This window comes from Flavobacterium nackdongense, from assembly GCF_004355225.1.
GTDB lineage: Bacteria > Bacteroidota > Bacteroidia > Flavobacteriales > Flavobacteriaceae > Flavobacterium > Flavobacterium nackdongense.
Map to the genome: position 1 here is coordinate 1590242 of NZ_CP037933.1, position 24543 is coordinate 1614784.

Annotated in this window: 26 protein-coding genes; 9 read left to right on the plus strand and 17 right to left on the minus strand. The window is 36.6% G+C overall.

The features are described 5' to 3' along the window. Positions 1-33 precede the first annotated feature (33 nt). The 7 genes from E1750_RS06685 to E1750_RS06715 all read right to left on the minus strand — a co-directional run bounded on the left by E1750_RS06685 (position 34) and on the right by E1750_RS06715 (position 8732). Positions 34-927 (minus strand): dienelactone hydrolase family protein, encoded by an 894-nt coding sequence (locus E1750_RS06685; RefSeq protein WP_133276028.1) that lies wholly within the window; start codon positions 925-927, stop codon positions 34-36. 194 nt (positions 928-1121) lie between these two features. After that, the gene (locus tag E1750_RS06690) at positions 1122-2018 is read right to left on the minus strand and encodes a flavin reductase family protein (protein ID WP_133276029.1); all 897 of its coding nucleotides are present in this window, start codon (positions 2016-2018) and stop codon (positions 1122-1124) included. 10 nt (positions 2019-2028) lie between these two features. Continuing rightward, entirely contained in the window at positions 2029-3264 is a 1236-nt protein-coding gene (fahA, locus tag E1750_RS06695) for a fumarylacetoacetase (RefSeq protein WP_133276030.1), read from the minus strand. Between the two features lie 86 nt (positions 3265-3350). Beyond that, on the minus strand, positions 3351-5102 hold the full coding sequence (locus E1750_RS06700) for an aromatic amino acid hydroxylase (protein WP_133276031.1): 1752 nt from the start codon (positions 5100-5102) through the stop codon (positions 3351-3353). 16 nt (positions 5103-5118) lie between these two features. Beyond that, positions 5119-6279 carry a 4-hydroxyphenylpyruvate dioxygenase gene (gene hppD, locus E1750_RS06705; protein WP_133276032.1) on the minus strand — a complete coding sequence of 387 codons (1161 nt, stop codon included), beginning with the start codon at positions 6277-6279 and terminating at the stop codon, positions 5119-5121. An 18-nt stretch (positions 6280-6297) separates the two neighbouring features. Next, a complete protein-coding gene (locus tag E1750_RS06710; RefSeq protein WP_133276033.1) occupies positions 6298-7464 on the minus strand; it encodes a homogentisate 1,2-dioxygenase in 1167 nt (388 codons plus the stop codon). Continuing rightward, on the minus strand, positions 7443-8732 hold the full coding sequence (locus E1750_RS06715; RefSeq protein ID WP_133276034.1) for a Glu/Leu/Phe/Val dehydrogenase dimerization domain-containing protein: 1290 nt from the start codon (positions 8730-8732) through the stop codon (positions 7443-7445). The genes E1750_RS06710 and E1750_RS06715 overlap by 22 nt, the downstream gene beginning before the upstream one ends. A 173-nt stretch (positions 8733-8905) precedes the next feature. Here E1750_RS06715 and E1750_RS06720 point away from each other — a divergent pair, with 173 nt between their 5' ends. Then, entirely contained in the window at positions 8906-9373 is a 468-nt protein-coding gene (locus E1750_RS06720) for an Lrp/AsnC family transcriptional regulator (RefSeq protein ID WP_133276035.1), read from the plus strand. A gap of 211 nt (positions 9374-9584) precedes the next feature. Here E1750_RS06720 and E1750_RS06725 read toward each other — a convergent pair whose 3' ends face one another. Continuing rightward, on the minus strand, positions 9585-10193 hold the full coding sequence (locus tag E1750_RS06725; protein WP_133276036.1) for a YkgJ family cysteine cluster protein: 609 nt from the start codon (positions 10191-10193) through the stop codon (positions 9585-9587). A 60-nt stretch (positions 10194-10253) separates the two neighbouring features. Continuing rightward, positions 10254-10493 carry a CBU_0592 family membrane protein gene (locus tag E1750_RS06730; protein ID WP_133276037.1) on the minus strand — a complete coding sequence of 80 codons (240 nt, stop codon included), beginning with the start codon at positions 10491-10493 and terminating at the stop codon, positions 10254-10256. 157 nt (positions 10494-10650) lie between these two features. Between E1750_RS06730 and E1750_RS06735 the strand changes: the two genes are divergently transcribed. The 7 genes from E1750_RS06735 (at position 10651) to E1750_RS06765 (ending at position 17234) form a co-directional block, all read left to right on the plus strand. After that, positions 10651-11559: a MerR family transcriptional regulator gene (locus tag E1750_RS06735; protein ID WP_133276038.1), complete on the plus strand. Its 909-nt coding sequence runs from the start codon at positions 10651-10653 to the stop codon at positions 11557-11559. A 53-nt stretch (positions 11560-11612) separates the two neighbouring features. After that, entirely contained in the window at positions 11613-13175 is a 1563-nt protein-coding gene (locus tag E1750_RS06740) for a phytoene desaturase family protein (protein ID WP_133276039.1), read from the plus strand. 302 nt (positions 13176-13477) lie between these two features. Beyond that, entirely contained in the window at positions 13478-14317 is an 840-nt protein-coding gene (locus E1750_RS06745; protein WP_133276040.1) for a phytoene/squalene synthase family protein, read from the plus strand. 38 nt (positions 14318-14355) lie between these two features. Further along, entirely contained in the window at positions 14356-14796 is a 441-nt protein-coding gene (locus E1750_RS06750; protein WP_133276041.1) for a sterol desaturase family protein, read from the plus strand. Between the two features lies 1 nt (position 14797). Beyond that, a complete protein-coding gene (locus E1750_RS06755; RefSeq protein WP_165698013.1) occupies positions 14798-15475 on the plus strand; it encodes a lycopene cyclase domain-containing protein in 678 nt (225 codons plus the stop codon). A gap of 2 nt (positions 15476-15477) precedes the next feature. Continuing rightward, positions 15478-15942 carry an SRPBCC family protein gene (locus E1750_RS06760; RefSeq protein ID WP_133276043.1) on the plus strand — a complete coding sequence of 155 codons (465 nt, stop codon included), beginning with the start codon at positions 15478-15480 and terminating at the stop codon, positions 15940-15942. Continuing rightward, complete coding sequence (locus tag E1750_RS06765; RefSeq protein ID WP_133276044.1) at positions 15939-17234, plus strand: cryptochrome/photolyase family protein; 1296 nt, start codon at positions 15939-15941, stop codon at positions 17232-17234. Before E1750_RS06760 ends, E1750_RS06765 begins: the two co-directional genes overlap by 4 nt. Positions 17235-17392: 158 nt before the next feature. On the opposite strand, the gene E1750_RS06770 is transcribed toward E1750_RS06765, so the two are convergent. The 6 genes from E1750_RS06770 to E1750_RS06795 all read right to left on the minus strand — a co-directional run bounded on the left by E1750_RS06770 (position 17393) and on the right by E1750_RS06795 (position 22515). Then, a complete protein-coding gene (locus E1750_RS06770) occupies positions 17393-18811 on the minus strand; it encodes an SDR family oxidoreductase (protein WP_133276045.1) in 1419 nt (472 codons plus the stop codon). Between the two features lie 23 nt (positions 18812-18834). Beyond that, on the minus strand, positions 18835-19449 hold the full coding sequence (folE, locus tag E1750_RS06775; protein WP_133276046.1) for a GTP cyclohydrolase I FolE: 615 nt from the start codon (positions 19447-19449) through the stop codon (positions 18835-18837). Positions 19450-19489: 40 nt separating this feature from the next. After that, the gene (locus E1750_RS06780) at positions 19490-20173 is read right to left on the minus strand and encodes an SDR family NAD(P)-dependent oxidoreductase (protein WP_133276047.1); all 684 of its coding nucleotides are present in this window, start codon (positions 20171-20173) and stop codon (positions 19490-19492) included. Positions 20174-20178: 5 nt separating this feature from the next. Beyond that, entirely contained in the window at positions 20179-20457 is a 279-nt protein-coding gene (locus tag E1750_RS06785; RefSeq protein ID WP_133276048.1) for a TIGR03643 family protein, read from the minus strand. Further along, a complete protein-coding gene (locus tag E1750_RS06790) occupies positions 20454-21764 on the minus strand; it encodes an ABC1 kinase family protein (RefSeq protein WP_133276049.1) in 1311 nt (436 codons plus the stop codon). The genes E1750_RS06785 and E1750_RS06790 overlap by 4 nt, the downstream gene beginning before the upstream one ends. 91 nt (positions 21765-21855) lie before the next feature. After that, a complete protein-coding gene (locus E1750_RS06795) occupies positions 21856-22515 on the minus strand; it encodes a TetR family transcriptional regulator C-terminal domain-containing protein (RefSeq protein ID WP_133276050.1) in 660 nt (219 codons plus the stop codon). A gap of 120 nt (positions 22516-22635) precedes the next feature. On the opposite strand from E1750_RS06795, the gene E1750_RS06800 reads away from it, so the two are divergent. After that, positions 22636-23547, plus strand: coding sequence for a TIGR01777 family oxidoreductase (locus tag E1750_RS06800; RefSeq protein WP_133276051.1), 912 nt, complete (start codon positions 22636-22638; stop codon positions 23545-23547). Positions 23548-23552: 5 nt separating this feature from the next. On the opposite strand, the gene E1750_RS06805 is transcribed toward E1750_RS06800, so the two are convergent. Together E1750_RS06805 and E1750_RS06810 are read right to left on the minus strand one after the other, a co-directional pair. Continuing rightward, positions 23553-24092: a YceI family protein gene (locus E1750_RS06805; protein ID WP_133276052.1), complete on the minus strand. Its 540-nt coding sequence runs from the start codon at positions 24090-24092 to the stop codon at positions 23553-23555. A gap of 78 nt (positions 24093-24170) precedes the next feature. Beyond that, positions 24171-24536, minus strand: a complete 366-nt coding sequence (locus tag E1750_RS06810) for a 6-phosphogluconate dehydrogenase (protein WP_133276053.1) — start codon at positions 24534-24536, stop codon at positions 24171-24173. Positions 24537-24543 lie beyond the last annotated feature (7 nt).

The following is a 24543-nucleotide window of genomic DNA, read 5'->3' on the forward strand; positions in this document are numbered from 1 at the left end:
ATAAAGGGACTTTCTGACTATCATATTCTGAATTTATTTTTTCTTCAATTTCTCTTTAAAAAAATCAATAGTTCTTGTCCAGGACAAACTAGCTGCTTTTTCATCATAACGTGGAGTAGTATTGTTATGAAAACCGTGATTCACACCTTCGTAGAAATAAGCGGTGTGCTCTACTTTATTCTTTTTGAGAATGGCCTCATAAGCGGGCCAGCCTTCGTTTACTCTGCTGTCTAAACTGGCGTATTGTAAGAGTAGTGGAGTGGCTACTTTTTCGGCATCTTCAGCGGTAGGTTGTCCTCCATAATAAGGAACTGCGGCCGGTAAAGTGGGGATTTTCACGGCCATCATATTCGAAATCCAACCGCCAAAACAAAATCCTACCACGCCAACATAACCAGTACAATCTTTGTGCGATTTGAGGTATTCGTAGGCGGCAATAAAGTCTTCGAGCATTTCTTCGCGAGTTCGTTTTTTTTGTAATTCTCTTCCCGCATCATCATTGCCGGGATAACCTCCCAAGGGTGACAATGCATCGGGAGCCAAAGTAATAAAACCTTCCAAAGCGGCTCTTCTTCCTACGTCCTCAATATAGGGATTTAGGCCGCGATTTTCGTGTACAACAATAATTCCCGGTAATTTTTTCTTGGTTCCCGTGGGTTGTGATAAAAGCCCTTTTATTTTTCCTCCGCCTTTTGGAGATTCGTAGGTTATGAATTCTGATTTTAGCCTTGGATCTTCCGGTTTTATAGTAATCGAATCCACGTAATTGGGTGTCATAAAACTGAGTAAGGTGGGCAAAGTGAGGCTTCCCACGGCAAAAACGGATAGTTTTTCGATGAATTCCCTTCTTTCGATTTTGTTGTGGGCGTAGTCGTCGTACAAGTCAAATACTTCTTGACTAATAGCTTCTTTAGTTATCTTTTTCATAATAGCTGTTTTTGAAGCCTACAATTTAGCAAATAATATGATTGTCGCCTTATTTTTTTTAAAGCGCAATAAGTCAGAGAGTTTTTTTGAGCATCTGCCAATATATGCAAAGTCGACCTCCGACGTCTTGTTTCAAAAAACAACTTTAAAATGTGGTGCGTGCTGGCAATCGAATGTATTCGGCTACCGAAAAATTAGATGCAAAATAAGATGCTCAAGGCTTGTTCAACATTCGTATTATCCAATTGGTTTTTTACAATGCTATGCAGTTTTTTGTATTTTTCTTCTGAATCAGGAGTTTGTAAAGCGGCAATAACTTCTGGTATTTTTTTGCATTTTGCAATGGATTCAAGCGAAGGTTTCTCGGCCATATTTCCTAACCTTCCCAAATCATTTCCAGTTAAGACTTTACTATTTATGGCGTGTATTGGCAAAGCATCTACGCCAATTCCCTTGCTATAAATAGGTTTTGGAATTTCAAATAGCGAATCTTTACCTGCTCTGCAATACCAATTTCCGCCCATTCGCGCCACCAAATCCAGTTTTTCGGTAGCTAAATTGCCGTCGTTTCCTTTGTATTCATTTCTGATATGAATATTTACTACTCTCGAAATGATTAAATTGCCGGCGCCACCCTCGGCACCTAATTCAATCACATTTTCGACAATACATTCAAATGAAATTGGGGCTTCGGCAACTCGTGGTGGTTTTACCTTGTCGGAGGCAACGGGAGTAAATCCAGATTTTGTAAATTCATTTATTCCTTTTTTGTATTCTGTGCTGGAGAGTGACATTTGTTCCACCATTGGAAAATTGACAATATTGATCACTACCTCATTGACTTCTTTGACATTTTCGTAAGTGTGCTTTGTCGTGCTATCTTTTATTCTTCTAGCGGGCGAAAATATCAGGATAGGCGGGTTGGCACTAAAAACATTAAAAAAACTAAATGGACTCAAATTCACATTTCCATTTTTGTCCACGGTACTTGCTAATGCAATAGGTCTTGGCGCAACGGCTGTTAGCAATAGTTGCTGTAACTCCACTGTGGAGATCGTGTTTGGGTCTATTGTGGTCGTTTTTTCTTCCATTTGAAATACTTTATAATGCCGGTAATAATTGCGATTTGACTTCGCCAAAGCCCACTCGAATGCCGTCTTTTTCGCAAAAACCTCTCATAATCACGGTGTCAAAATCTTCGATAAAAGTTCTTTTTTCGCCATCATTTAAAGTGATTGGTTTTTGACCTCCCCAAGCGAGTTCTAGCATAGAACCAAAACTATTGGATTCTTTCCCGCTAATAGTGCCCGATGCCATCAAGTCGCCTATTTTTACATTGCAGCCATTGCTGGTGTGGTGGGCCAATTGCTGTGACATATTCCAATACATATATTTAAAATTAGAATGTGATACTATCGTTTCAGACTTGTCTTTTGGCTCAATCGCTACTTCCAAATTTATGTCATAATTTTTTAGACCATCATACTCCAAGTACGGCAATACTTTTGGATTTTGTTCTGGTCCTTTAATTCTAAATGGTTCTAAAGCTTCTAAAGTTACTACCCACGGAGACATTGAGGAGCCGAAGTTTTTTGCTAAAAAGGGGCCTAGCGGAACGTATTCCCATTTTTGAATATCCCTTGCCGACCAATCGTTGAATAACACTTTTCCAAAAATATAGTTCTCGGCATCAGCCGTATTTATTTTTGTACCTAGACTAGTATTTTGGCCAATAATAAAACCCATTTCTAATTCAAAGTCGACACGACACGAGGCTTTAAACACTGGAGCATCTGAATTAGGTGGTTGAACTTGTCCCATCGGTCGATGAATGTTTTCACCACTCACGACAATCGAAGAGGCTCTGCCATGATATCCCACAGGCAAATGTTTCCAATTGGGTAAAAGCGCATTATCGGGATCTCGAAACATCATTCCTACATTGGTTGCGTGCTCGATGCTGGAATAAAAATCGGTGTAATCGCCAATCGCAATCGGCAGATGCATTTGAACCTCGCTTTGCAAATGAAATAGGTTTTTACTCTTTTTAAAAACAGAATTTTCGTCGCACAATTCCTTTTGAATAATTTCGCGAACGGTATTGGTTTTCTCTTTTCCTAAAGCAATAAAGTCGTTTAAAAAATTATTTTTAAACACACTTTTTTTAATTTTCAATCCTTTAAAAACGCCTAATTTTCGTGCAATAGTGAGATCTAAAATTTGATTTCCAATTGCAATGCAAACTCTCGGTTTTGTGGAAGGAGTGGAATAAATTCCGAAGGGAATATTATAAATTGTAAAATCGGATGGATCGGGTATGGAAATCCAAGTTTTCATAAGGTGATTTTTTAGGTTTCGAAATTATTTACAACGGAGGTTAAAAGATTCTCTTTTTGGCCATCAAATTAAAGTATCAATTTTGGTTAACTAATTAAATTCATTCCATTAGAAATTAATTTTTCGAGATTACTGTCTGATTTCAAATGGGTTAAATGGTCATAAACCACTTTTTTTAGTGGAGTATCAGCATTGAAAACTAGTTCGTAAATCTCCAAGGGCAAAAGCCAATCTTTGGGGTATTTGTCTTTTAACTCGTCTAATATTTTGGACAGCAATTCGATATCCACAATTTTAGTATCGCGCATATCTCTCACTGTTTGATAGTGTTGGTGCAGATTTAATTCGGATTCCGAATAGTTTATTTTATGGGTTTTAACAGTAGAAACTTGGTATAAATCCTGAAAAGATTCAACCGCTGCAGGACCTGCATAAGCCGAAATAATTTCTTTTCCGATAGCCATATCATAAACGCCCCATTCAGGCTGAAAGAGGATGTTTTCATAATGCGATACGGTACAATCTTGGAACGAGATTAGGATTATTTTCCCTCTTAAATCACGCTTTCCAGTAATAATCTGGCCTTCCACTTTTATTCCACCTTCGAATAAAAGAGTAGTTCGCTTTCCTTCATAAATGCCGTAGATTTCTAAATCGCGGGGCGACATATCCTCGATGGCCAAATTGATTCCTTCTAATTTTCCTATCGGGCTTCCGAAACCTGCCGCGTGATAACTGGTTCCGTGTCCGATTAGTTCTTTGTCTCTTGAAGCCAAAGCACTTTTCCCACTGGTTTGAATATAAATCGGTTTATTTTCACTACTGATGACCTTCGAAAATAGTCCAGAAATTTGAATTCCTGTACTCAGCTCGATGGTACCAATGTTTTTGGATTGAATCAATTTTTCAACTCCAGAAAGTCCGCCAGTCCGCAAAGCCATTTTATTGGCAAATTTTTCCAAAACGTAACTTAAATAAGCAAAATCGGGTGTTACAAAAAGCTGTGGTTGCTGCTTTGTAATGTCAAAACTTACATTTGCCGCTTCTATTGAAAAAGGTATTTTTTTGACACTGTCTTGCAAACATAATTTGCTTTCTCCAATAGAAGATAATAATCCAGCACCATATATTTTCGGATTCGATAATTCCCCAATTAAACCATACTCGACGGTCCACCAATGGAGATTTCGAATCTGAGCCATTTCTGATAATTCACCCATATTGTTTTGAATATCATTTAAAACGGCAAGTGCTTCTTCTATTTCTGGTTCGGGCGTATTGGGATCCTCTTTTAAAATAGATACTTTTCTGACGGCTTCATATAATTCATAATCTTTAGAGGAAGAAATTGCTTTACTGCCAATTTCGCCAAATCGCCTCAGGTATTCTGCATATTCGGGGTTTGCAATAATTGGAGCATGTCCTGCAGCCTCGTGAATAATATCGGGGGCTGGAGTATAGGCAATATGATCAATGGTACGAATATCAGAGGCGATTACGAGTACATTATAAGCCTGAAACTCCATAAACGCATTTGGCGGAATAAAACCATCTACTGAAACCGCTGCCCAACCAATGTCCTTCAGGATGCGATTCATGCCTTCCATTTCAGGAATTTTGTCGATGGAAATTCCTGTTTTGGCAATCCCTTCCAGATAATAGCCGTGAGCTACATTTGGCAAATAATTCGTATTTAATCGCATCACATAACGCCAAACAGCTTGATTTTGCGCGGTGTATTGCTCGTAGGGCTGCTTGACAATAAATTCATGCAAATGCTTGGGCAGTCGTTTTGTTACTGTATTCCATTTCAATTGATGACTTAGACCCCTTTCCATAGTAGCTTTTATAAATTTATAATGTTCCTCTATTTTGTTGTTCTCTTTCGATAGCTTCAAATAAAGATTTGAAGTTTCCTACACCAAAAGATTGTGCACCTTTTCGCTGTATCACTTCAAAAAACATCGTCGGACGATCGACAATGGGTTTCGTAAACAATTGCAATAAATAGCCTTCTTCGTCCCGGTCAATTAAAATTCCGTGTTTTTTTAGTGTTTCTACATCTTCATCAATGGCTCCCACTCGGGCTATTAAATCATCATAATAGGCTTCGGGTACATACAAAAATTCTACTCCTCGGTCTCGCATTGCTGAAACAGTCGAGACAATATCGTCAGTGGCTACGGCGATATGTTGGACTCCAGGACCACCATAGAAATCTAAATATTCTTCAATCTGGGATTTCTTTATTCCTTTGGCAGGTTCATTAATTGGAAATTTGATTCTGCCATTTCCGTTACTCATCACCTTGCTCATTAGTGCCGTGTAATCTGTAGAAATATCGTCGTCAGTAAAAGAAATAATTTGGGCAAATCCCATCACTTCCGCATAAAATTTACACCAAGTATTCATTTCGCTCCAGCCGACGTTGCCTACCATGTGGTCTATAAATTTTAACCCAATAGGTTCGGGATTATAGTGTGATTCCCATTTTTTATAACCGGGTAAAAATACTCCATTATAATTTTTTCGTTCTACAAAAAGGTGAACTGTTTCGCCGTAAGTGTAAATTCCTGAGCGAATGACATAGCCCTTTTCATCGGCTTCTTTTGTAGGCTCCATAAAGGGTTTTGCACCTCTTTTGGTGGTTTCTTCGAAAGCCTTTGTAGCATCCTCAACCCAGAGTGCAATGACCTTAACGCCGTCTCCGTGTTTGTTTATGTGCTCATTAATTAATCCATCTTTTCCCAACGGAGTGGTTAGCACAAGTATTATCTTATCTTGTTTTAATACATAAGAAACACGATCTTTAAGTCCTGTTTCTAGACCGGCATAAGCGTGCGACTGAAATCCAAAAGCGGTTTTGTAAAAGTGAGCACTTTGCTTTGCATTTCCTACATATAACTCCACATAATCGGTTCCTAACAAAGGAAGAAAGTCTTCCGCATCAGAAAACAGTTTTTTAAGTCCGTATTCTGTGTTTTGGAGCCCTTTTAATTGTTTAATTTCTGCCATTTTGTTTGTTATTAGGATTTAATGATGGCTATCAAGCCAAGATTGATAATAGTCTTCATCGGCAATCTTCAATGCTTCGTCAGTAACCATAAGGGGTTTGAATGTATCGACCATCACCGCTAACTCCAAAGTTTCTTTTTTGCCAATACTTTTTTCCATTGTTCCCGGATGTGGTCCGTGTGGTATACCCGCAGGATGCAGAGTGATTTGACCTTTTTCTACATTTTTTCTACTCATAAAATCACCATCAACATAGTACAAAACCTCGTCGGAATCGATATTGCTGTGATGATACGGTGCTGGAATAGCTTGGGGATGATAATCGTAAAGCCTCGGTACAAATGAACATATTACAAACGCCTTTGTCTCAAAAGTTTGGTGCACAGGTGGCGGCTGATGAATGCGACCTGTTATGGGTTCAAAATCATGAATCGAAAATTTGTATGGAAAATTATAGCCATCCCAACCCACTACACTAAAGGGATGTGCTGCATAAACGTATTCGTGAATCGTATTCTGCTTTTTGACTTTGATGATAAAATCACCTTGTTCATTATGCGTTTCTAATTCGGAAGGTCCGTGAATGTCGCGTTCGCAGTAGGGAGCATGTTCTAACAGTTGGCCAAACCAATTGCGGTATCTTTTAGGAGTATACACAGGGCTTTTAGATTCTACAATAAAAAGTCGGTTGTCTTCCGAGTCAAAATCGATTTGGTAAATGATTCCACGGGGAATGACAAGATAATCACCGTATTTAAAGTCAATATTCCCTAAGTGCGTTCTTAATTTACCGGTACCTTTATGAACGAAAATAACTTCGTCTGAATCAGTGTTTTTATAAAAATAGTCGCGCAAGGATTTTTTTGGAGCGGCCAAAACGATGTAACAATCACTATTTGCTAAAACTGTTTTTCTGCTTTCTAAAAAATCATCTGTTGGCGTAATATTGAATCCCTTGAGGCTCAAAGATTTCATATTTTTTTCGACCGCAATTTTTGGTAAAACATCGTAAGATTTCAAAATTTCTTTTACTTGGGTCGGACGTTGTGTATGATATAATAGCGAAGACATACCATCGAAACCGACAGTGCCAAAAAGCTCTTCGTAGTAGAAATCTCCTTGCTCGCTCTTAAAAATAGTGTGCTTTTTAGCGGGTATATTTCCTAGTTTGTGATAAAATGGCATAATTTTTCATTAAAATTAATAGTTTCACTTCCCTTTTCGATATTGTTCTGTAATTTTTGTATGGCTAAATGTAGCGAATTTTCAGCTAGGTTAAGACCGTTCGGGCATAATTCAAAGGTTTTTAGTAGTGCGCCTTTAATAATGGCGGCGGTGTCTTCGAATAGAATTTCATCCGTTATTTCATCTTCGTGTTCCATTAAATAGGAAAAAACTCGTGCCATACCACAATTGGCAATAAAATCTGGAATAACGGCTACTTTACGGTCTATTTCAGACAAAAGAGGCCCCATAAAGATTTCCTTGTCATTAAAAGGTACGTTTGCTCCGCAGCTTACTACTTCTAATCCGTTTTGAATTAAAGTATCCATTTGTGATTTTTCGACCATTCTGGATCCAGCCGCTGGTATAAAAATTTCTGCGCCAATGGACCAACTTTTTTGCATCACCTCTTCAAAAGAAAGAAAGGACAATTCCGACTCTAAGTTAGTTTTTTTTGCTAACAAATGTTGTATTTCTTCAAAATTAAATCCTTCTGCATTAACAAATCCTCCGTTATAATTGAGAATTCCAACGATTTTGACACCATATTGGGCTAAATAAAATCCGGCCGCAGCGCCTACATTTCCCCAACCTTGGATGATGGCTCTTTTGCCTTTTAGCGTGCCACCCCAAATGGAATAATACTGTTTAACTGCTTCTGCAACGCCAAATCCTGTGATTAAATCTGCTATTTTATAGCGAACAGTTCCCGACGGAATATAATTTTTATCCGTAACGATTTTGGATACTCCATATTGCAGTCGTTCTATTTTCGTTTGGTTTTGACTTCGGTCTAAATTAAAATAGCCGTTTACAACACCTTCTTGTGGATGAGCTAATCCAAGATTTTCTGTAATAGGAATAACTTCATGCAATTCGTCAACATTCAAATCGCCGCCCGTTCCGTAATAATTTTTTAATAGGGGAAGAATGGCTTTATACCATCTTTTTAGAACACCAAGCTTTCTAGTGTCGTGCGGATCGAAATCAATACCCGATTTTGCGCCCCCAATTTGAGGGCCAGAAACGGTGAATTTTACCTCCATTGTTTTTGCTAAAGAGACCACTTCATCTTTATTTAACCCTTTGCGCATTCTCGTTCCACCTCCAGCGGCGCCCCCTCGCAAGGAATTAATAACAACCCAACCTTTTGCCTCAGTCTCTTTATCATTCCATTCAAAAATAATTTCTGGCGCAGTATGTTCGAAAATCTCAATTAGGTTCGGCATGTGATTGTGTTTAGAATTACGTGCAACAAACATAAATTAACCCTTGTATAATTGAACAAATCACTATTAATAATGTTTAATTTTGGTATTTTAGACTGTATAAATGTATTTTAGCAGAATATTATTCTAAAAAAGTTGTGTAGATTTGTTGAAACAATTATTTTATTCTGAATATGAATCCACCATTAGACCCTATCGATTTACAAATTCTTGATTTATTGCAAGAAGATAGCCGCATCACCATAAAAAGCATGTCGGAAATTTTAAAACTATCAGCGACACCCGTTTTTGAAAGAATAAAAAAATTAGAAAAAAACGGCTATATCAAGAAATATGTGGCTTTACTGAGTGAACGCAAATTGGGTTTGAAACAAGTTATTTTTATCAATTTAACCTTAAAAGAACATACGCGGAGTTACTTAGAAAAATTCGTCAAAGAAGTGAAAGAGTTTCCAGAGGTTATCGAATGTTATCGAATTACTGGTAATTTCGATTTTTTAATAAAGGTATTGGTCGAAGATATTGAGAGTTACGAAACATTTATTTTAACCAAACTTTCGCTGTTGTCCAATCTGGGTAATGTGCAAAGTCATATTGCGCTTTCTGAATCCAAAAATTCAACAAAAATTAAATTAAAATAACCCGTTGGGTGTAATTCAATTTAATTTTTTTTAAACACATAGAATCATAGTTTTTTATTAATTTTATTAAGACGCTTCGCTTGATTTTAGTAAATCATAGCTATGTGAACCCAAGAACTGGGCTATCCAACTCTTTTTTCTATGATTCTATGCGTTTCAATTTTACTATTTCTAAAAATTTAATAATTTCACCCAACGGGTTAAAATAAAATTAAGCAATATTCTCTAATCCGCCCGGGAAGGGTCTGTAAGCATAATAATGTAGCACCTCTTCAATCGCCATTTTCAAAGCCTCGTTTATTGGGACCAAAATGGTTCCCATTTGGTAATCTATTTGTGCCAATTGCATATAGTAATCGGTAAAAATAGGTACATAGAGTCCATCGCTTATTAATTTTTCAGTCGAATTGAAGTTTTCTAGTTGGTCTTCTTTTATGATTTTGCAGATGGCTAATCGGAGTTTGGCGTATTTGTCTCGACTGGCGGCATAGCCAAAAAGTCGGCAAATCATTCCACGATAGCTATAGTTGCTGCAACTTCCGTTGTATTCTTCCAAAAGGGCTAGAGGTCGGTAAATGTGGCAAGTTGTGATGGGAGAATTGTCTAATTCTAATAAGACTTCTTCGGCTTTTCCGTTTAAAAATAAATGAAATGCCCAAGGTAGAAATTCCAAGGGCGATGCATCGATGTCGGGTTTGGAGCAACATTTGCCACAGCCAACAAGGCAATGTAAATTGGTTGCGGATTTGAAAGCGGTAATTTCTTTTTCAAGTCGACTATACAATGCTTCAACCTGCCGAACTTTTTGTTCAATTGCCATTTTTTTGGTAAGGTAGTCTATTAAAAATGGCTTTAGGAAAAGAAAGGGTTTATTTGTGTTTTATTTGGCACGGATGTGTTTTAGTATGCCAATACCTGAAACTATTGTCCAACTTCCTTCCAGAATTATAAATGGCATATAATGCATCAGCACCGAAGCCAAACATGCCAAACCCGCTCCGATAAAATTCATCATCAAATAGGATAAATTATCCTTGTCAAGTTTGTTATTTAGGTTCAAAAAGTAAGCAAATAATAGGATGGCGACACCTATGAAGCCAATGATATCTACGTTTGTCATAATGCATTTACAATTAGTGATTAAGGGAAAAGAACTTCGATTTGATTGCTCCAAATTGCAAATTTCAAATATAATTCTATTTCTTTTAAAATTTTATTTAGGTTTAGTAGTATCAATTAATATATTTTTTATACATTTGTTTAATAAATTTCAAAAAATGATAAACAGTACATACAATGTAAAGAGTGTTTTCAGTATCAAGGATCTTGAAAACTTATCGGGGATAAAGGCTCATACCATTAGAATATGGGAAAAAAGATACAATATCCTTGAACCTATGCGTTCTGATACCAATATCAGAAATTACGATTTAAAAAGCTTGCAAAAACTACTCAATGTAGTTTTGTTGAATGATTATGGGTACAAGATATCCAGAATTGCGGAACATTCATCCGAAAAGATAGAAATTCTGGTGCGTGAAATTATTTCCGAAAAAAGCACCAAGAATCATGCTTTAAATGCTTTTAAAATGGCAATGATCAATTTTGATCAAGCTTTGTTTTTTAATACTTATAATAGCTTGCTAGCCGAAAAAAGTTTTCGTGATGTTTTTTATGAAGTGGTTGTCCCTTTAATGGAAGAAATTGGTTTGTTGTGGCAGGCGGGAACAATTACACCAGCGCAAGAGCATTTTATTAGTTTTTTAATCAAACAAAAATTGCTTTTGAATACCGAGAAATTACAAATCTTAGAACCCACTCGAACCGACAAAGTCTTTGTTTTGTATCTGCCCGAAAATGAAATCCACGAATTGGCGTTGATGTATTTGAATTATGAAATTTTGTTAAATGGCTACAAAACGATTTATCTTGGCGAAAGTGTTCCGATTGAAAGCTTGAAGGATATGAAAAAATATTTTGATACAATTGTCTATGTATCGTATCTTACCGTTGAGCCAACCAAAGACGAAATGCCCAATTATATCAAGCAAATATCCGACGAAATTATTGATTCGAATGCGGAAATTTGTTTCCTAGGGCGCCAAATCGAATGCATCGACGACAAGTTCAAATCAGATAAAGTTAAAGTCTTTGATTCGATTGCGGATTTTGTATTAGAATTGTAATTTTTTGTTAAAATCAATATTCTGTTTAACTTTTACGTATATTTGCTAAACAAATGAAAAAATCAATCACAATAATCGGTTCTGGGTTTTCGTCTTTAGCGGCTTCTTGCTATTTGGCGAAAGAAGGATATGAAGTCACTATCCTCGAAAAAAATGCCACAATAGGTGGTAGAGCACGGCAGTTAATCAAAGACGGCTTTACTTTTGATATTGGGCCTACTTGGTATTGGATGCCCGATGTGTTCGAGAAATTTTTTGCTGATTTCGGCAAGGAGCCTTCTCATTATTATCAGCTCGAAAAATTAAATCCTGCGTATGTGGTTTATTTTGATGAGTTAGACACGGTTCAAATTCCCGATAATTTACCCGATATATTGGATATTTTTGAAATTCAAGAAAAAGGAAGTTCCAAACACTTGCAATCGTTTCTGGACAATGCCAAGCACAATTATGATGTAGCTATCAAGGATTTGGTTTATCGTCCGGGTATTTCTATTACGGAATTAATTACTCCTGTTACCATAAAAAAAGCCAATCAGTTTTTTAGCACCATTCGTACTGCAGTTCGCGAAAATATAAAAGACAGTCGCTTGCAGCAAATTATGGAGTTTCCAGTGTTGTTTTTGGGTGCAAAACCATCCAACACGCCTTCTTTTTACAGTTTTATGAATTATGCTGATTTTGGTTTAGGAACTTGGCATCCCAAAGGCGGAATGTATGAAGTCATCAAAGCGATTTATGTTTTGGCGATGGAATTGGGCGTGAAAATTAAAACCAATCAGAATGTCGAAAAAATAAATGTCGACAACGGCACAGTAAAAAGTGTGGTTGCCAATGGCGAAACCATTTTTTCAGATGTGGTTTTGAGTGGTGCAGATTACCATCATACCGAAACTTTATTGGATAAAAAATACCGCGGCTATTCCGAAAAATATTGGAATTCGAAAATCTTTGCTCCATCCTCATTATTGTTTTATGTGGCTTTCGACAAAAAAATAAAAAATGTGTCGCATCATACTTTATTTTTTGATACTGAGTTTGATGTACACGCACAAGCGATTTATGATGATCCAAAATGGCCTGAAAAACCACTATTTTACGCTAGTTTTCCAAGCAAAACTGATGAAACCGTGGCACCAGAAGGCAAAGAAGCTGGAATATTTTTAATCCCGATTGCGCCAGGAATCGAAGATACGCCTGAAATTAGAGAGAAATATTTTAACAGTATAATGGAGCGATTTGAATCCTTGACCCACCAAAAAGTGATGGATAATATCATCTTCAAAGAAAGCTTCTGTGTTACTGATTTTATCAATGATTATAATTCATACAAGGGCAATGCTTATGGGTTGGCCAACATCCTGACGCAAACAGCTTTTCTGAGACCGAAAATCATTAGCAAAAAAGTGAAAAACTTATTCTTTACCGGACAACTGACTGTGCCTGGACCCGGTGTTCCTCCATCAATAATATCTGGAAAGATTGTGTCGGAATTGATTAAAAAATCATTTCAAAATCAATCCGAAAAGGGTAGCAAATCTGATGGCGCGGAGACAAATTCAAAGGAAATTAAAGCGGATTCAAGCTTGCGAAGTGTTAAGGCTTACTTTGTTTGATTATTTTATTTGTTAATTGATTTTGAAATTAGAATTACTTGTACTAGTTTTATATTATAAAGTAACTCGTTGGGTGAAATTATTAAATTTTTAGAAATAGTAAAATTGAAACGCATAGAATCATAGAAAAAAGAGTTGGATAGCCCAGTTCTTGGGTTCACATAGCTATGATTTACTAAAATCAAGCGAAGCGTCTTAATAAAATTAATAAAAAACTATGATTCTATGTGTTTAAAAAAATTAAATTGAATTACACCCAACGGGTTATAAAGTATTCTAAACCAACCAAAAATACTATTTCTATGAAAAATTTATTTGATGATGTATCGTTTAAATGCAGTGTGTTAGTGACTAAAAGTTATAGCACTTCATTTTCTTTGGCGGTATATATGCTTGCCCCAAGTATTCGTGAGGCCATTTACAGTATTTATGGTTTTGTTCGTTTTGCTGATGAAATCGTCGATTCCTTTCACGGCTTCGACAAAAAAACTTTGATCGAGGATTTTGAAAACGAGTACTATAAAGCCCAAAAAATGGGTATTAGTTTGAATCCCATTTTGAATTCTTTCCAGCAAACGGTCACTAAATATAATATTCCGGACGATATGATTCAATCTTTTATGAAGAGTATGAAGATGGACTTGATTAAATCAGATTATCATAGTAAAGAAGAATACGATGAATACATTTACGGTTCAGCAGATGTTGTGGGTTTAATGTGTTTGAAAGTCTTTGTGAACGGTGACGACACCAAATACGATGAATTGAAAGACGAGGCCATGCGTTTGGGATCTGCTTTTCAGAAAGTCAATTTTCTGCGTGATTTGAAAGATGATAATTTGGTGCTGAATCGCAATTATTTTCCCGGAGTAGATCTGCGCTCTTTTGATGAAAAAGATAAACTCATGATTATTCAAGAAATCGAAGAAGATTTTAAAGTGGCGCTTCAAGGAATTAAAAAATTACCAATCGAAGCCAAGTTTGGTGTTTACACCGCCTATGTATATTACAAAAAATTATTAAAAAAATTGGAAAATACTCCTTATTTCGAAATCAGAAATTCAAGAGTTAGGATTTCTAATTATACCAAGGGAATTTTGTTCGCCAATTCTTTTGTGACCTATAAACTTAAAATGGTGTAACTTTTTATACCTTTATTGAAACTCTAAAACGATTCAAAATGATTTCTTTTTTAATTTTTCTAGGCACTTATTTATTGATGGAATGTGTGACTTGGTGTACACATAAATATGTAATGCACGGATTTTTGTGGTATTTGCACGAAGATCATCATCAGCCTAAATACGCTAATGTTTTCGAACGCAATGATGTGTTCTTCGTAATTTTTGCCATCCCAAGTATTTTGTTATTTTATTTTGGTGCGCAAGCGGGCTTCGACTATAGATTTTTTATTGGACTTGGAATTTTTGCTTATGGATTAAGTTACTTCATTGTTCACGACATCATCATTCATCAACGTTTTAAATTGTTTAAAAATACTAAAAACAAATATTTGGTAGCCCTGCGCAAAGGTCACAAGGTACATCACAAGCATCTGGGAAAAGAAGATGGTGAATGTTTTGGAATGCTTTTCGTTCCTTTCAAATACTTTAAGATTTAGTATGTCTTTATATTTTTTTTTAAATATAGCCTCTTTCATCATACCATTCTTGTACAGTTTCGAAAGCAGGATGCGCTATATTAAAAGAGCCAAGGCGGTTTTTTCGGCTATACTCATCACGGCGATTTTCTTTATTGTTTGGGATATTATTTTTACCAAATTGGGAGTCTGGAGTTTCAATCCCCGTTACCATTTGGGTGTTGAATTTTTTGAACTACCCATCGAGGAATGGTTGTTTTTTATTTGTATCCCTTATGCCAGTCTTTTTATTCATTTTGCTTTTCGGTTTTTCTTTCCAGCCGTAGCGCTTTCTGACCAATTGGTGAAAAGGATATATTGGGCTTTGGTTGTACTATTGATTCCTACCATTATATTCAATTATACTAAATTATATACAGTAATAAATTATAGTGTTTTGGTACTTCTTTTGACTTATACCGTTTTTAAAGTGCCCCATGTTTTGAATACTTTTTTTATCACTTTCCTGATTGTGCTCATTCCGTTTTCTATTGTCAACGGGATTCTTACCGGAAGTTTTATAGACGAGCCAGTAGTGAGCTACAACAATGCTGAAAATCTAGGAATTCGCCTCGGAACTATTCCTATCGAAGATATTGGCTACGCCTTTTCGATGCTGTTGATGAGTGTGGTTTTGATTACTAAAATTGAAAATAAATAATAATGAAAATTTACAAAATAGAAACCGTTCAGCACATCAGTACTAGCATCGAAGCATGTTGGGCCTTTTTTTCGAGTCCAAGAAATTTACAGAAGATTACACCCGAAGATATGGGTTTTCAAATTACTGATTATGATGGAAAGAGCGTGTATGCCGGACAAGTTATTCAGTACAAGGTTTCGCCTCTTTTGGGTCTAAAATTGAGTTGGATGACCGTGATTACTTCGGTTAAGGAAAATCATTATTTTATCGACGAACAGCGCTTTGGACCTTATGCTTTATGGCATCACAAACATTTTTTTGAGCCTACCGAAAGTGGCGTAAAAATGACCGATGTCGTTCATTATGCCTTGCCTTTGGGATTCCTTGGCAGAATAATGAACACTTTAGTTGTGAAAAATAAATTGAAACAAATTTTCGATTACCGAGTAGTAAAAGTGGACGAAATATTTAATTCTAAAAAATGAGCAAACAAGAAATTACATTTTTTTGGTTCAGAAGAGACTTGCGATTAGAAGATAATGTAGGTCTTTTTTTTGCATTGCAATCGAAGTTTCCTGTGGTTCCGTTGTTTATTTTCGACTTGGCAATTTTGGATAATTTGCCAAAAGATGATCCCCGCGTTGGCTTTATACACGAGTCGTTGGCTAAAATAAATCAGCAATTGGAAGAATTAGGAAGCGCTATTTTGATAAAAAAAGGTAAAACTCAGGAGGTTTGGGGGCAGCTTTTACAAGAATTTGATGTCAAAGAAGTTTATTTCAATAAAGATTACGAACCTTACGCCATCACAAGAGATATGGCAATTGTTGCACTTTTGAAATCCAAAAACATCAGCTCATTTGCCTATAAAGACCAAGTTATTTTCGAAGAAAAAGAAATCAGTAAATCCGATGGTTTGCCCTATACGGTTTACACCCCGTATAAAAATAAATGGCTAGAAAAGTACAACTCCATTGCTCCTGCAGCCGAATACGATGCGTCGAATACATTTTTTAATTTTCATAAAGGCCATTTTGCATTTCCCTCTTTGGGCCAAATTGGATTTGAGGAAAGTGCCATAAAAGTCATTCCTCATAATCTCAAAAATATTGGCAATTATCATGAAACCCGCGATTTTCCTGCCTTGGATACTACCAGTCATCTTTCGCCGCATTTGCGTTTTGGAACCGTCAGTATTCGAAAATTAGTGAATTGGGCAGCTCGGAAAAATCAAGTTTTTTTGAGTGAATTGATATGGAGAGAATTTTTTATGCAAATACTGTTCAGCTTCCCTAAAGTGGTTTCACATAATTTCAAATCAGCTTATGATGGCATTCAATGGCGCAATGATGAGGAAGATTTCAAACGGTGGTGTTCTGGAACTACAGGTTATCCGATGGTCGATGCTGGCATGCGCGAATTGAACGCCACAGGCTATATGCACAACCGAGTGCGAATGGTGGTGGCGAGTTTTCTGTGCAAACATTTATTAATCAATTGGCAATGGGGTGAGGCGTATTTTGCCCAAAAATTATTGGATTTTGAATTGTCTGCCAATGTTGGTAATTGGCAATGGGCCGCCGGTACAGGCTGTGATGCTGCGCCATATTTCAGGGTTTTCAATCCCGAAATTCAACAAAAGAAATTTGACGAAAAAGGAATTTACATCCGAAAATGGATACCCGAATTTGATTTGGGTTATGGTGCGCCGATGGTTGATCACGCCTTTGCCAGAGATAGAGCGATTGCTACTTATAAGGCTGGGATTTTGAAGTAAATACGGCGCCGATTTTTGGAGTAATCTGGTAGTTTCTTTAAGATTTTTAAACCATTAAGCTTTCAAGAAGGAATTAAGTAAAACTAAAAAAACCTAATGCTCTTTATGCTTAATGGTTTAAAAAAATGTGGGCAGTCACTATGGTGGCAGTGTCGAATTTATTGAATTAATTTATTCAACATTCCTTGAAAAATAAAGCCGTGAAAAGGTAAAACGGAATACCAATAGAGTCTTCCCCAAATGCCTTTTGGCTTAAAAGTTGCCGATTGATACAAGGTATTGTTGATGATTTTGAATTCTAGCCAAGCTTCGCCTGGCAACTTCATTTCAGCAAACAAAACTAATTTCCCTTCTTCTTTATTGGCATACAAAACCCTCCAAAAATCCAAGGCATCTCCAGCGTGTATGTCGTGTTTGTTCGTTCTGCCTCTTCGAGAACCCACGCCTCCATATAATTTGTCAATAAATCCTCTCAGGTTCCAAAGCCAATCGCCATAATACCAGCCTGTTTCTCCGCCAATGGACCAAATTCTTTCAATGGTAAAGGCTTTGTTGATGATTTCTTTTTTTCGACGGTCGATATAACAATCTTTTTTCGGAACTTTTAGAAATTTAGAAATGTTCCCTCTAAACCGTCCGCTAATTAATGAATCTTTCCAGCTCGAAGTGACGTCGTCTTTATCTATTTTTAGTAACGCTTTCGACACGGCTAATTCGTAGGTCATAGGCTGTACATCAAGCAATGTATTAATTCTGTTGTCTTTGCAAATTACTTCCACTTTCATACTGCTGACCAATGCCGTAGCCAATTTGTAGGAGGTTGAAGTTACAAAATACAACCAATAGGATGATAATTTGGGCGTCATTATCGGAATGGTGTAAATACGTCTTTTCAAATTTTTCGCTTTGGCAAAACCCAATAGCATTTCTTTGTACGTGAGAATATCAGGACCGCCGATATCAAAATTTTGATCGTAAGTCAAAGGATTTAGCAGCGATTTCGACAAAAATTCAAGTACATCACTGATGGCTATGGGCTGACATTTTGTATCGAGCCACCGCGGCGTAATCATAATGGGGAGCTTTTGAATCAAATCCCGAATAATTTCAAACGAAGCACTGCCAGAACCTACAATAATTCCCGCTCTCAATGTGGTCACGGCGAAACTGCCAGTATTCAATACATCTTCCACTTTTTTTCGCGAAGAAAGATGTTTTGAAAGTGAGCTGTCATTAACAATCCCACTTAAATAGATGACCTGCTGGGCCTTTGTTTCGTTGATTCGGGACACGAAATTTTCGGCCGAAATTCTCTCCAATTCATTATAATGCGCTGCAGATGAAGACATCGAGTGAATCAAATAATACGCAGCATCGATATCTTCGGGAATAGCAGTCAAGCTTTCTTTTTTTAAGAAATCAACTTCTATAATTTTGATGCTTTTCAGCAAGGGTTTTGGTGCATAAAACCTATTTTTATCTCTTACACAACAAACTACTTCGTGCCCTTGTTCTACCAAAATGGGTAAAAGTCGCTTGCCTATGTAGCCTGTTGCGCCGGTTAAGAGGATTTTCATGGTTTTATTTTTAATGCATAAAGTTAACTCAATTTATTGGAAACCAAGCTAATAAATTCTTTTCTGGTTTTATTTTTTTCAAATGCGCCGTTGAACGATGAGGTGGTAGTCACAGAGTTTTGTTTTTGGATGCCTCGCATGCACATACACATATGTTGGGCTTCAATAACCACGGCTACTCCCTGCGGGTTTAAGGCTTCTTGAATACAATCTTTTATTTCGTCAGTGAGTCGTTCTTGCACTTGCATTCTTCTTGAAAACGCATCTACGATTCTAGGGATTTTACTTAAACCTACTATTTTGCCATTGGGGATGTAGGCGATATGCGCTTTTCCGAAAAAGGGGAGCATATGATGTTCGCACATCGAGTACACTTCTATATCTTTTACAACAATCATTTGTTGATGATTCTCGGTAAACAATGCCGATTTCAGTATTTCCAACGGATTTACACCATAACCGTGGGTCAAATAAAGCATTGCTTTTGCGGCTCTTTCCGGAGTTTTTAATAGGCCTTCTCGGTAAATATTTTCGCCGATGTTTTCGATGATGGAACGGTAGTTATCCGCCATTATTTGTACTGCCTCTTCATCGTAATTTTCGATTTTTTCGTATCCGTTTAATTCTTTTGCGATCATTGTATTCGTTTTTTAGTGAGTGAATTTGATTTTATTGAGGTTAGATTTTGAAGCTTACGATTCCATAATCCATTTCAAATACTTGTCCTGATATTGATTTTGCTTGGTCTGAAATGAGGTAATTGGCCATACTCGCCACTTCTTCGGGTTTCAAATAGTTTTTCATCGGATGGCGTTCCATCATATTTTCCTTCATTCGATCGTTCCGTAATATCCCTGCAGCAAGCGAAGTTTCGGTGATTGTTGGCGCAATGGCGTTGACACGAACGACCGATGCCAATTCGGCTCCGAGAGATTTTACCAATCCTTCGACCCCTGCTTTAGCCGCAGCTACACTGGCGTGAAAAGGCATTCCTAGTTTAGCGGCAACCGTGCTGAACAGAATGATAGAGGGATTGTTCCCTTTTTTTAACGCGGGTAAATATTTTTGAATTGTTTTGACCGCTCCGATCACATTGATTTCAAAATCATTTCTGAAATCCTCTATGCTCAAACTCCCAATGGGTTTCAGATTGATGGATCCCGGACAATAAATTAAAACGTCAACATTTTCGATTTCGGGTAAAGGGTCTTGCAACACATTTATTGAATAATGTTTTAAATTGGGATGTGAAATTTCGGGCGTATTTCTACTGATGTTATGTACTAGGTTACTGCCAAGTTGCTGTTGCAAAATTTCTTTGCCAATTCCTTTGCTACCGCCTATGATTACTATGTTTCTCATAAATTCTATCTCTTAGAAATTTTATTGTTGTTGATTTGTCGTTGTCTGCTGCACTTGAATCTGCCTTTATCGAAAACCCTCAATTTTTCGTGTTTTGTTTTTCTTCCTTGTACTCTTTCTCGCCACATTCTGAAACTGGAAGGTTTCATTTCTTGTCGCATCAAGTCGATAACTTCTTGTTCTTTTAGACCAAATTGCATCTGAATCGCGTCGAATGTGGTTCGATCCTCCCAAGCCATTTCTATGATGCGGTCTATCTCAATTTCAGATAAATCTCTTTTCAATTGCTATACTTTTTAAATTCATTGACCACAATTTCAGCTTTTAAATCAAACATTAAATTGTACAATCCGAAGAAAGTTCGGTTCATATAAATAAAATGTTTCGAACCGCGATTGCCATTCATTTTTCGTAGCGTGGTATCTTTGGTGAAACGTTCTCCTAATTTGGCAATATTTTGAAAAAACACTTCGTCCGAAAAATCAAATGTTGCTGATTGAAAAGGCTTGGTAAACAAGGATAATAAATCATAAAACATTTGGCTGAAATACTCGATTTCTTCCTGCGAATCATCGTTTCTAAGAATTTCTAATTCAAATAATATTTCTTCAAAAAGCATTTTGTTGTCGATGACTTTTTTGTTGACCAACTCAAAATAGGGATTGTAAAAATCATTTGGAATTTTCTTCATACAGCCAAAATCAAGGGCTACCAATTGATTTTCAGTGTTGACCAAAAAATTTCCAGGATGCGGATCGGCATGCACTTTTCTTAAAATATGAATTTGATACATATAAAAATCCCAAAGTGCCTGACCTAATTTTTGGGCGACTTTTACGTCTTTGTTTTTAGTTGTAAATTGCGAAAGGTGAATTCCGCTCATCCAATCCATTGTGATGATTTTCTCTGAAGAGTATTCAGGATAGTATTGAGGAAAAACTAAGTTTTCGATTTTCTGGCAAGCTTTGGCGACTTCTTGACTTTGTTTAAGTTCTAATAAATAGTTGGTTTCTTCGGTAAGTTTGTCTTCCACTTCCTTGAAATATTTATCAGAATCTTTGCCTTGAAGATTAAACATTCGAATTGCAACGGGTTTTACCAAGGCTAAATCAGACGAAATACTATTGGCAACACCTGGATATTGAATTTTGACTGCTAGTTTTTTATTGTTTTTTACGGCCAAATGAACTTGCCCAATGCTCGCAGCATTTACGGAATTGGGATTGAATTCATCGAAAATTTCATAAGGTGTTTTTCCGAAGTTCGACTTAAATGTCTTCAATACTAGTGGTGCAGAAAGCGGTGGAACCGAAAACTGAGACAAAGAAAATTTGTCCACATAGGCTTGTGGCAAAAAACTTTTGTCCATACTTAGCATTTGCGCCACTTTCAATGCGCTGCCTTTCATACTTTTTAGTCCATCATAAATATCTTCAGCGTTATCTTCGTTCAGTTTGTCGCGAGTCAGGTCGGTGTTGACCATTTTTTCACTGTAGTATTTAAGGTAGTTGACACCAACTTTAGCGCCCGTTTGCACGAGTTTTGTCGCTCTTTCAATTTTTGACGTGGGAATATAGTCGATAGTTTTCATATGTCGTTGTTAATTGTTTATTAAAGGTCATATGTAATTCGCATCTATCCTAATAGGCGATTGAATTGTATTTCCTCCAATGCTCAGTTCGTTAGTTATGCTGTATTTTTTCTTTAAATAGAAATTTTCCAAAATCGATTAGGCTTTCAATTGGCGCCATATTCATTAATTCAAAACTTGCTTTTACTGATTTTTCGATAAAAATATCGCTCTTTTCGAAAGCCGGTGAAGAATCCTCCAACCAGAATTTTAAAATCATCAAAAACTGAATCCAAGCCGATTCTTTGAGCGCTCTTTCTTGGACGTTATGAAATTTTTCATATTGAATTCTTAAATCGTCTGTAAAGATTTCGCCTATAAAATTTTTGAATTCAACTCTCAAACTGGCGAGTTGCATCAGGTTTTTGAGTTGGTTTTTGTGCTCCTGTAGCGTCAATTGAACATAGCTTCGATTGGCCGCCATCATTTCGAAAAATGTGAAATAGAAACTCAAGGTTTTTGTCTTCATGTCATAACTATCGAAGGCCGAATCTTTTTCAATCAATTCTTTTGTCTTATCAAAAAACATTTTGAAAATTTCTTTCTCAATACTTTCGATGGTTCCGAAATAGGAATAGAATTCAGTTTCGGTGAAACCATTTTCTTTAGCAAATAGGTAAACGGATTTTGGTCTATCGGCGTTTTCTAAACGATAATTCATATACAAAGACACTATTTTATCTTTCGTATTAGGTGTTTTTTTGGTTGCCATCTGAGTTTTTATTTAAATTATTTGGTAAATATATAAATTGTTTAATAAATAACAATAAAAATTAAACAAAATATTTTGTTAATCTTTTTGAGTTAACCTCAAATTGTGTATATTTGTACTATGAAAAAGAGAGTATTGCTTACCGGAGGTACAGGTTTTATTGGAAGGAATCTCACTAGATTGTTGATTCAGTCTGGATATTCTGTTTCAGTATTAACTAGGAATTTAAAACAAAATAGTGCTGATGTTTTTTACTACCGATGGGATGTAGCTCGGGGGCAGATTGATGAAAAAGCAGTCCTGAAGGCGGATTATATCATCCACCTGGCTGGCGAAGGCATTGCTGACAAGCGATGGACCTCGAAAAGAAAACTGGCTATCATCGAAAGCAGGGAAAGATCCATTCAGTTGATTTATGATGTTTTGAAGCGCAATGATAAAAAACTAGATGCCTTCATTTCGGCTTCTGGAATTGGAGTTTATGGCGCGATAAACGGCTCTGAAATTTGCACCGAATCGAGTCCCGCTGTCTCTGATTTTTTAGGTTCTACTTGCCAAAAATGGGAAGCTGCCGCCGATACCATTCAAAGTTTAGGCATCCGAACGGTTAAAATCCGGACTGGGCTCGTGCTTGGTAAAGAAGATGGTTTTTTGAAGAAAATGGCGCCGCTTTTCAAATTGAATTTAGGGTCGGCATTGGGGTCAGGCAAACAGTATATGCCTTGGATTCATATTGATGATTTGTCCGCGATCTATCTTGAAGCTGTTCGTAACGGCCAAATGTCGGGTGCTTACAACGCAGCCATAAATGATAGCTGTACTAATGAATTTTTTTCGAAAGCTTTGGCAAAAATCTACGGCTATTCCATTTGGTTGCCGGCTGTCCCTGCTTTTATTCTGAAAATTGCTTTGGGTGAAATGGCTCAAATTCTCTTGACAGGTCGCAGAGTTTCTTCTGAAAAAATCGAAAAAATGGGGGTTCAATTCCGCTTCAAAAACCTAGAGGAAGCTTTGAAAAATTGCCTATTGTAAGCCTATTATTTTACGAAAAAATAATATTTTATTTGTACTGTTTCCGCTACTTTCATTCGCAATATTTCGGGGATAGCGATGTTGTAGTCTTTAGTATTGACTTGAAGTTCAGCAACAATTTCTAGTCCATTCCCTTCTTTTTTTAGAAAGATTACCGAATTAACTTTTTTAGACTTTCCATGAATTTTTAAGTCTCCTTTCAACTTGAATTCTTTTGGCGATTCACCAATGATGTTAATGTTGAACCCTTCTATAATTCCTTTGAAAGAGGCTTGTGGATAGTCGTCGGTTTCCAAGTATTTTTTATTAAAGTGCTCCTCCATTAAAGACAATTTAAAACGAAAATCTTTCATTTGAACCCTACTCGATAGTTGCCCATTTTTCAGTTCTAGAATACAGACCGCAGTTTTGTTTGTTGCCGTTACTTCTTCGTAAAAAGGGACCGATGCTTCAAAACTGATGATCCCGGATGCTGTTCTCATTTCAGTCTGTGCGGAGGTGTACTGGAATATAAAAAAAAGCAGAAAAAGGATATTTTTTTTCATATCGACCGATTTGATTCCTCTAAAGTTAGGAAATTTATCCGTCGATTGTATGTGAAATCGCCAAAAAAATAAAATCTTCTATTTTATTTTAAAGGGAGAATTTTCCTTTTTTACTTCTTTTATATAATAGACAGAATCACCCCACCAAGGAAATGTTTTATACCGTTCGATGTAGGTCAATTTCACATAATGTCCCTCCAATTCTTTCAAATCGGCGATAACTTTTTCGTCACTATCCAAAACGGAGAAACTAAAAATTTGCGCACCGGAAATCCCTTGACTCAATTCGCCTTCATAGGTTTTGAAAACCATTCCTTTGCTGCTGAATTTAATCAATTCGCCAGAGCGAACGCCTTCGCTATAGGTCGCATAGTAGACAAATGCAAAGTAACAAACAGTGGATACAATTGCCATTCCAATTAGAATTCCTAAAAATTTTTTCATCCTTATT

Coding starts and splice junctions, on each gene's coding strand:
- E1750_RS06700 (WP_133276031.1), bottom strand. CDS start 5,102: ATGGAAAGGGGTCTAAGTCATCAATTGAAATGGAATACAGTAACAAAA.
- hppD (WP_133276032.1), bottom strand. CDS start 6,279: ATGGCAGAAATTAAACAATTAAAAGGGCTCCAAAACACAGAATACGGA.
- E1750_RS06765 (WP_133276044.1), top strand. CDS start 15,939: ATGAGCAAACAAGAAATTACATTTTTTTGGTTCAGAAGAGACTTGCGA.
- E1750_RS06740 (WP_133276039.1), top strand. CDS start 11,613: ATGAAAAAATCAATCACAATAATCGGTTCTGGGTTTTCGTCTTTAGCG.
- E1750_RS06725 (WP_133276036.1), bottom strand. CDS start 10,193: ATGGCAATTGAACAAAAAGTTCGGCAGGTTGAAGCATTGTATAGTCGA.
- E1750_RS06760 (WP_133276043.1), top strand. CDS start 15,478: ATGAAAATTTACAAAATAGAAACCGTTCAGCACATCAGTACTAGCATC.
- E1750_RS06795 (WP_133276050.1), bottom strand. CDS start 22,515: ATGGCAACCAAAAAAACACCTAATACGAAAGATAAAATAGTGTCTTTG.
- E1750_RS06730 (WP_133276037.1), bottom strand. CDS start 10,493: ATGACAAACGTAGATATCATTGGCTTCATAGGTGTCGCCATCCTATTA.
- E1750_RS06790 (WP_133276049.1), bottom strand. CDS start 21,764: ATGAAAACTATCGACTATATTCCCACGTCAAAAATTGAAAGAGCGACA.
- E1750_RS06690 (WP_133276029.1), bottom strand. CDS start 2,018: ATGGAAGAAAAAACGACCACAATAGACCCAAACACGATCTCCACAGTG.
- fahA (WP_133276030.1), bottom strand. CDS start 3,264: ATGAAAACTTGGATTTCCATACCCGATCCATCCGATTTTACAATTTAT.
- E1750_RS06755 (WP_165698013.1), top strand. CDS start 14,798: ATGTCTTTATATTTTTTTTTAAATATAGCCTCTTTCATCATACCATTC.
- E1750_RS06750 (WP_133276041.1), top strand. CDS start 14,356: ATGATTTCTTTTTTAATTTTTCTAGGCACTTATTTATTGATGGAATGT.
- E1750_RS06780 (WP_133276047.1), bottom strand. CDS start 20,173: ATGAGAAACATAGTAATCATAGGCGGTAGCAAAGGAATTGGCAAAGAA.
- E1750_RS06685 (WP_133276028.1), bottom strand. CDS start 927: ATGAAAAAGATAACTAAAGAAGCTATTAGTCAAGAAGTATTTGACTTG.
- E1750_RS06735 (WP_133276038.1), top strand. CDS start 10,651: ATGATAAACAGTACATACAATGTAAAGAGTGTTTTCAGTATCAAGGAT.
- E1750_RS06710 (WP_133276033.1), bottom strand. CDS start 7,464: ATGCCATTTTATCACAAACTAGGAAATATACCCGCTAAAAAGCACACT.
- E1750_RS06800 (WP_133276051.1), top strand. CDS start 22,636: ATGAAAAAGAGAGTATTGCTTACCGGAGGTACAGGTTTTATTGGAAGG.
- E1750_RS06805 (WP_133276052.1), bottom strand. CDS start 24,092: ATGAAAAAAAATATCCTTTTTCTGCTTTTTTTTATATTCCAGTACACC.
- E1750_RS06770 (WP_133276045.1), bottom strand. CDS start 18,811: ATGAAAATCCTCTTAACCGGCGCAACAGGCTACATAGGCAAGCGACTT.
- folE (WP_133276046.1), bottom strand. CDS start 19,449: ATGATCGCAAAAGAATTAAACGGATACGAAAAAATCGAAAATTACGAT.
- E1750_RS06745 (WP_133276040.1), top strand. CDS start 13,478: ATGAAAAATTTATTTGATGATGTATCGTTTAAATGCAGTGTGTTAGTG.
- E1750_RS06715 (WP_133276034.1), bottom strand. CDS start 8,732: ATGCCGAACCTAATTGAGATTTTCGAACATACTGCGCCAGAAATTATT.
- E1750_RS06810 (WP_133276053.1), bottom strand. CDS start 24,536: ATGAAAAAATTTTTAGGAATTCTAATTGGAATGGCAATTGTATCCACT.
- E1750_RS06720 (WP_133276035.1), top strand. CDS start 8,906: ATGAATCCACCATTAGACCCTATCGATTTACAAATTCTTGATTTATTG.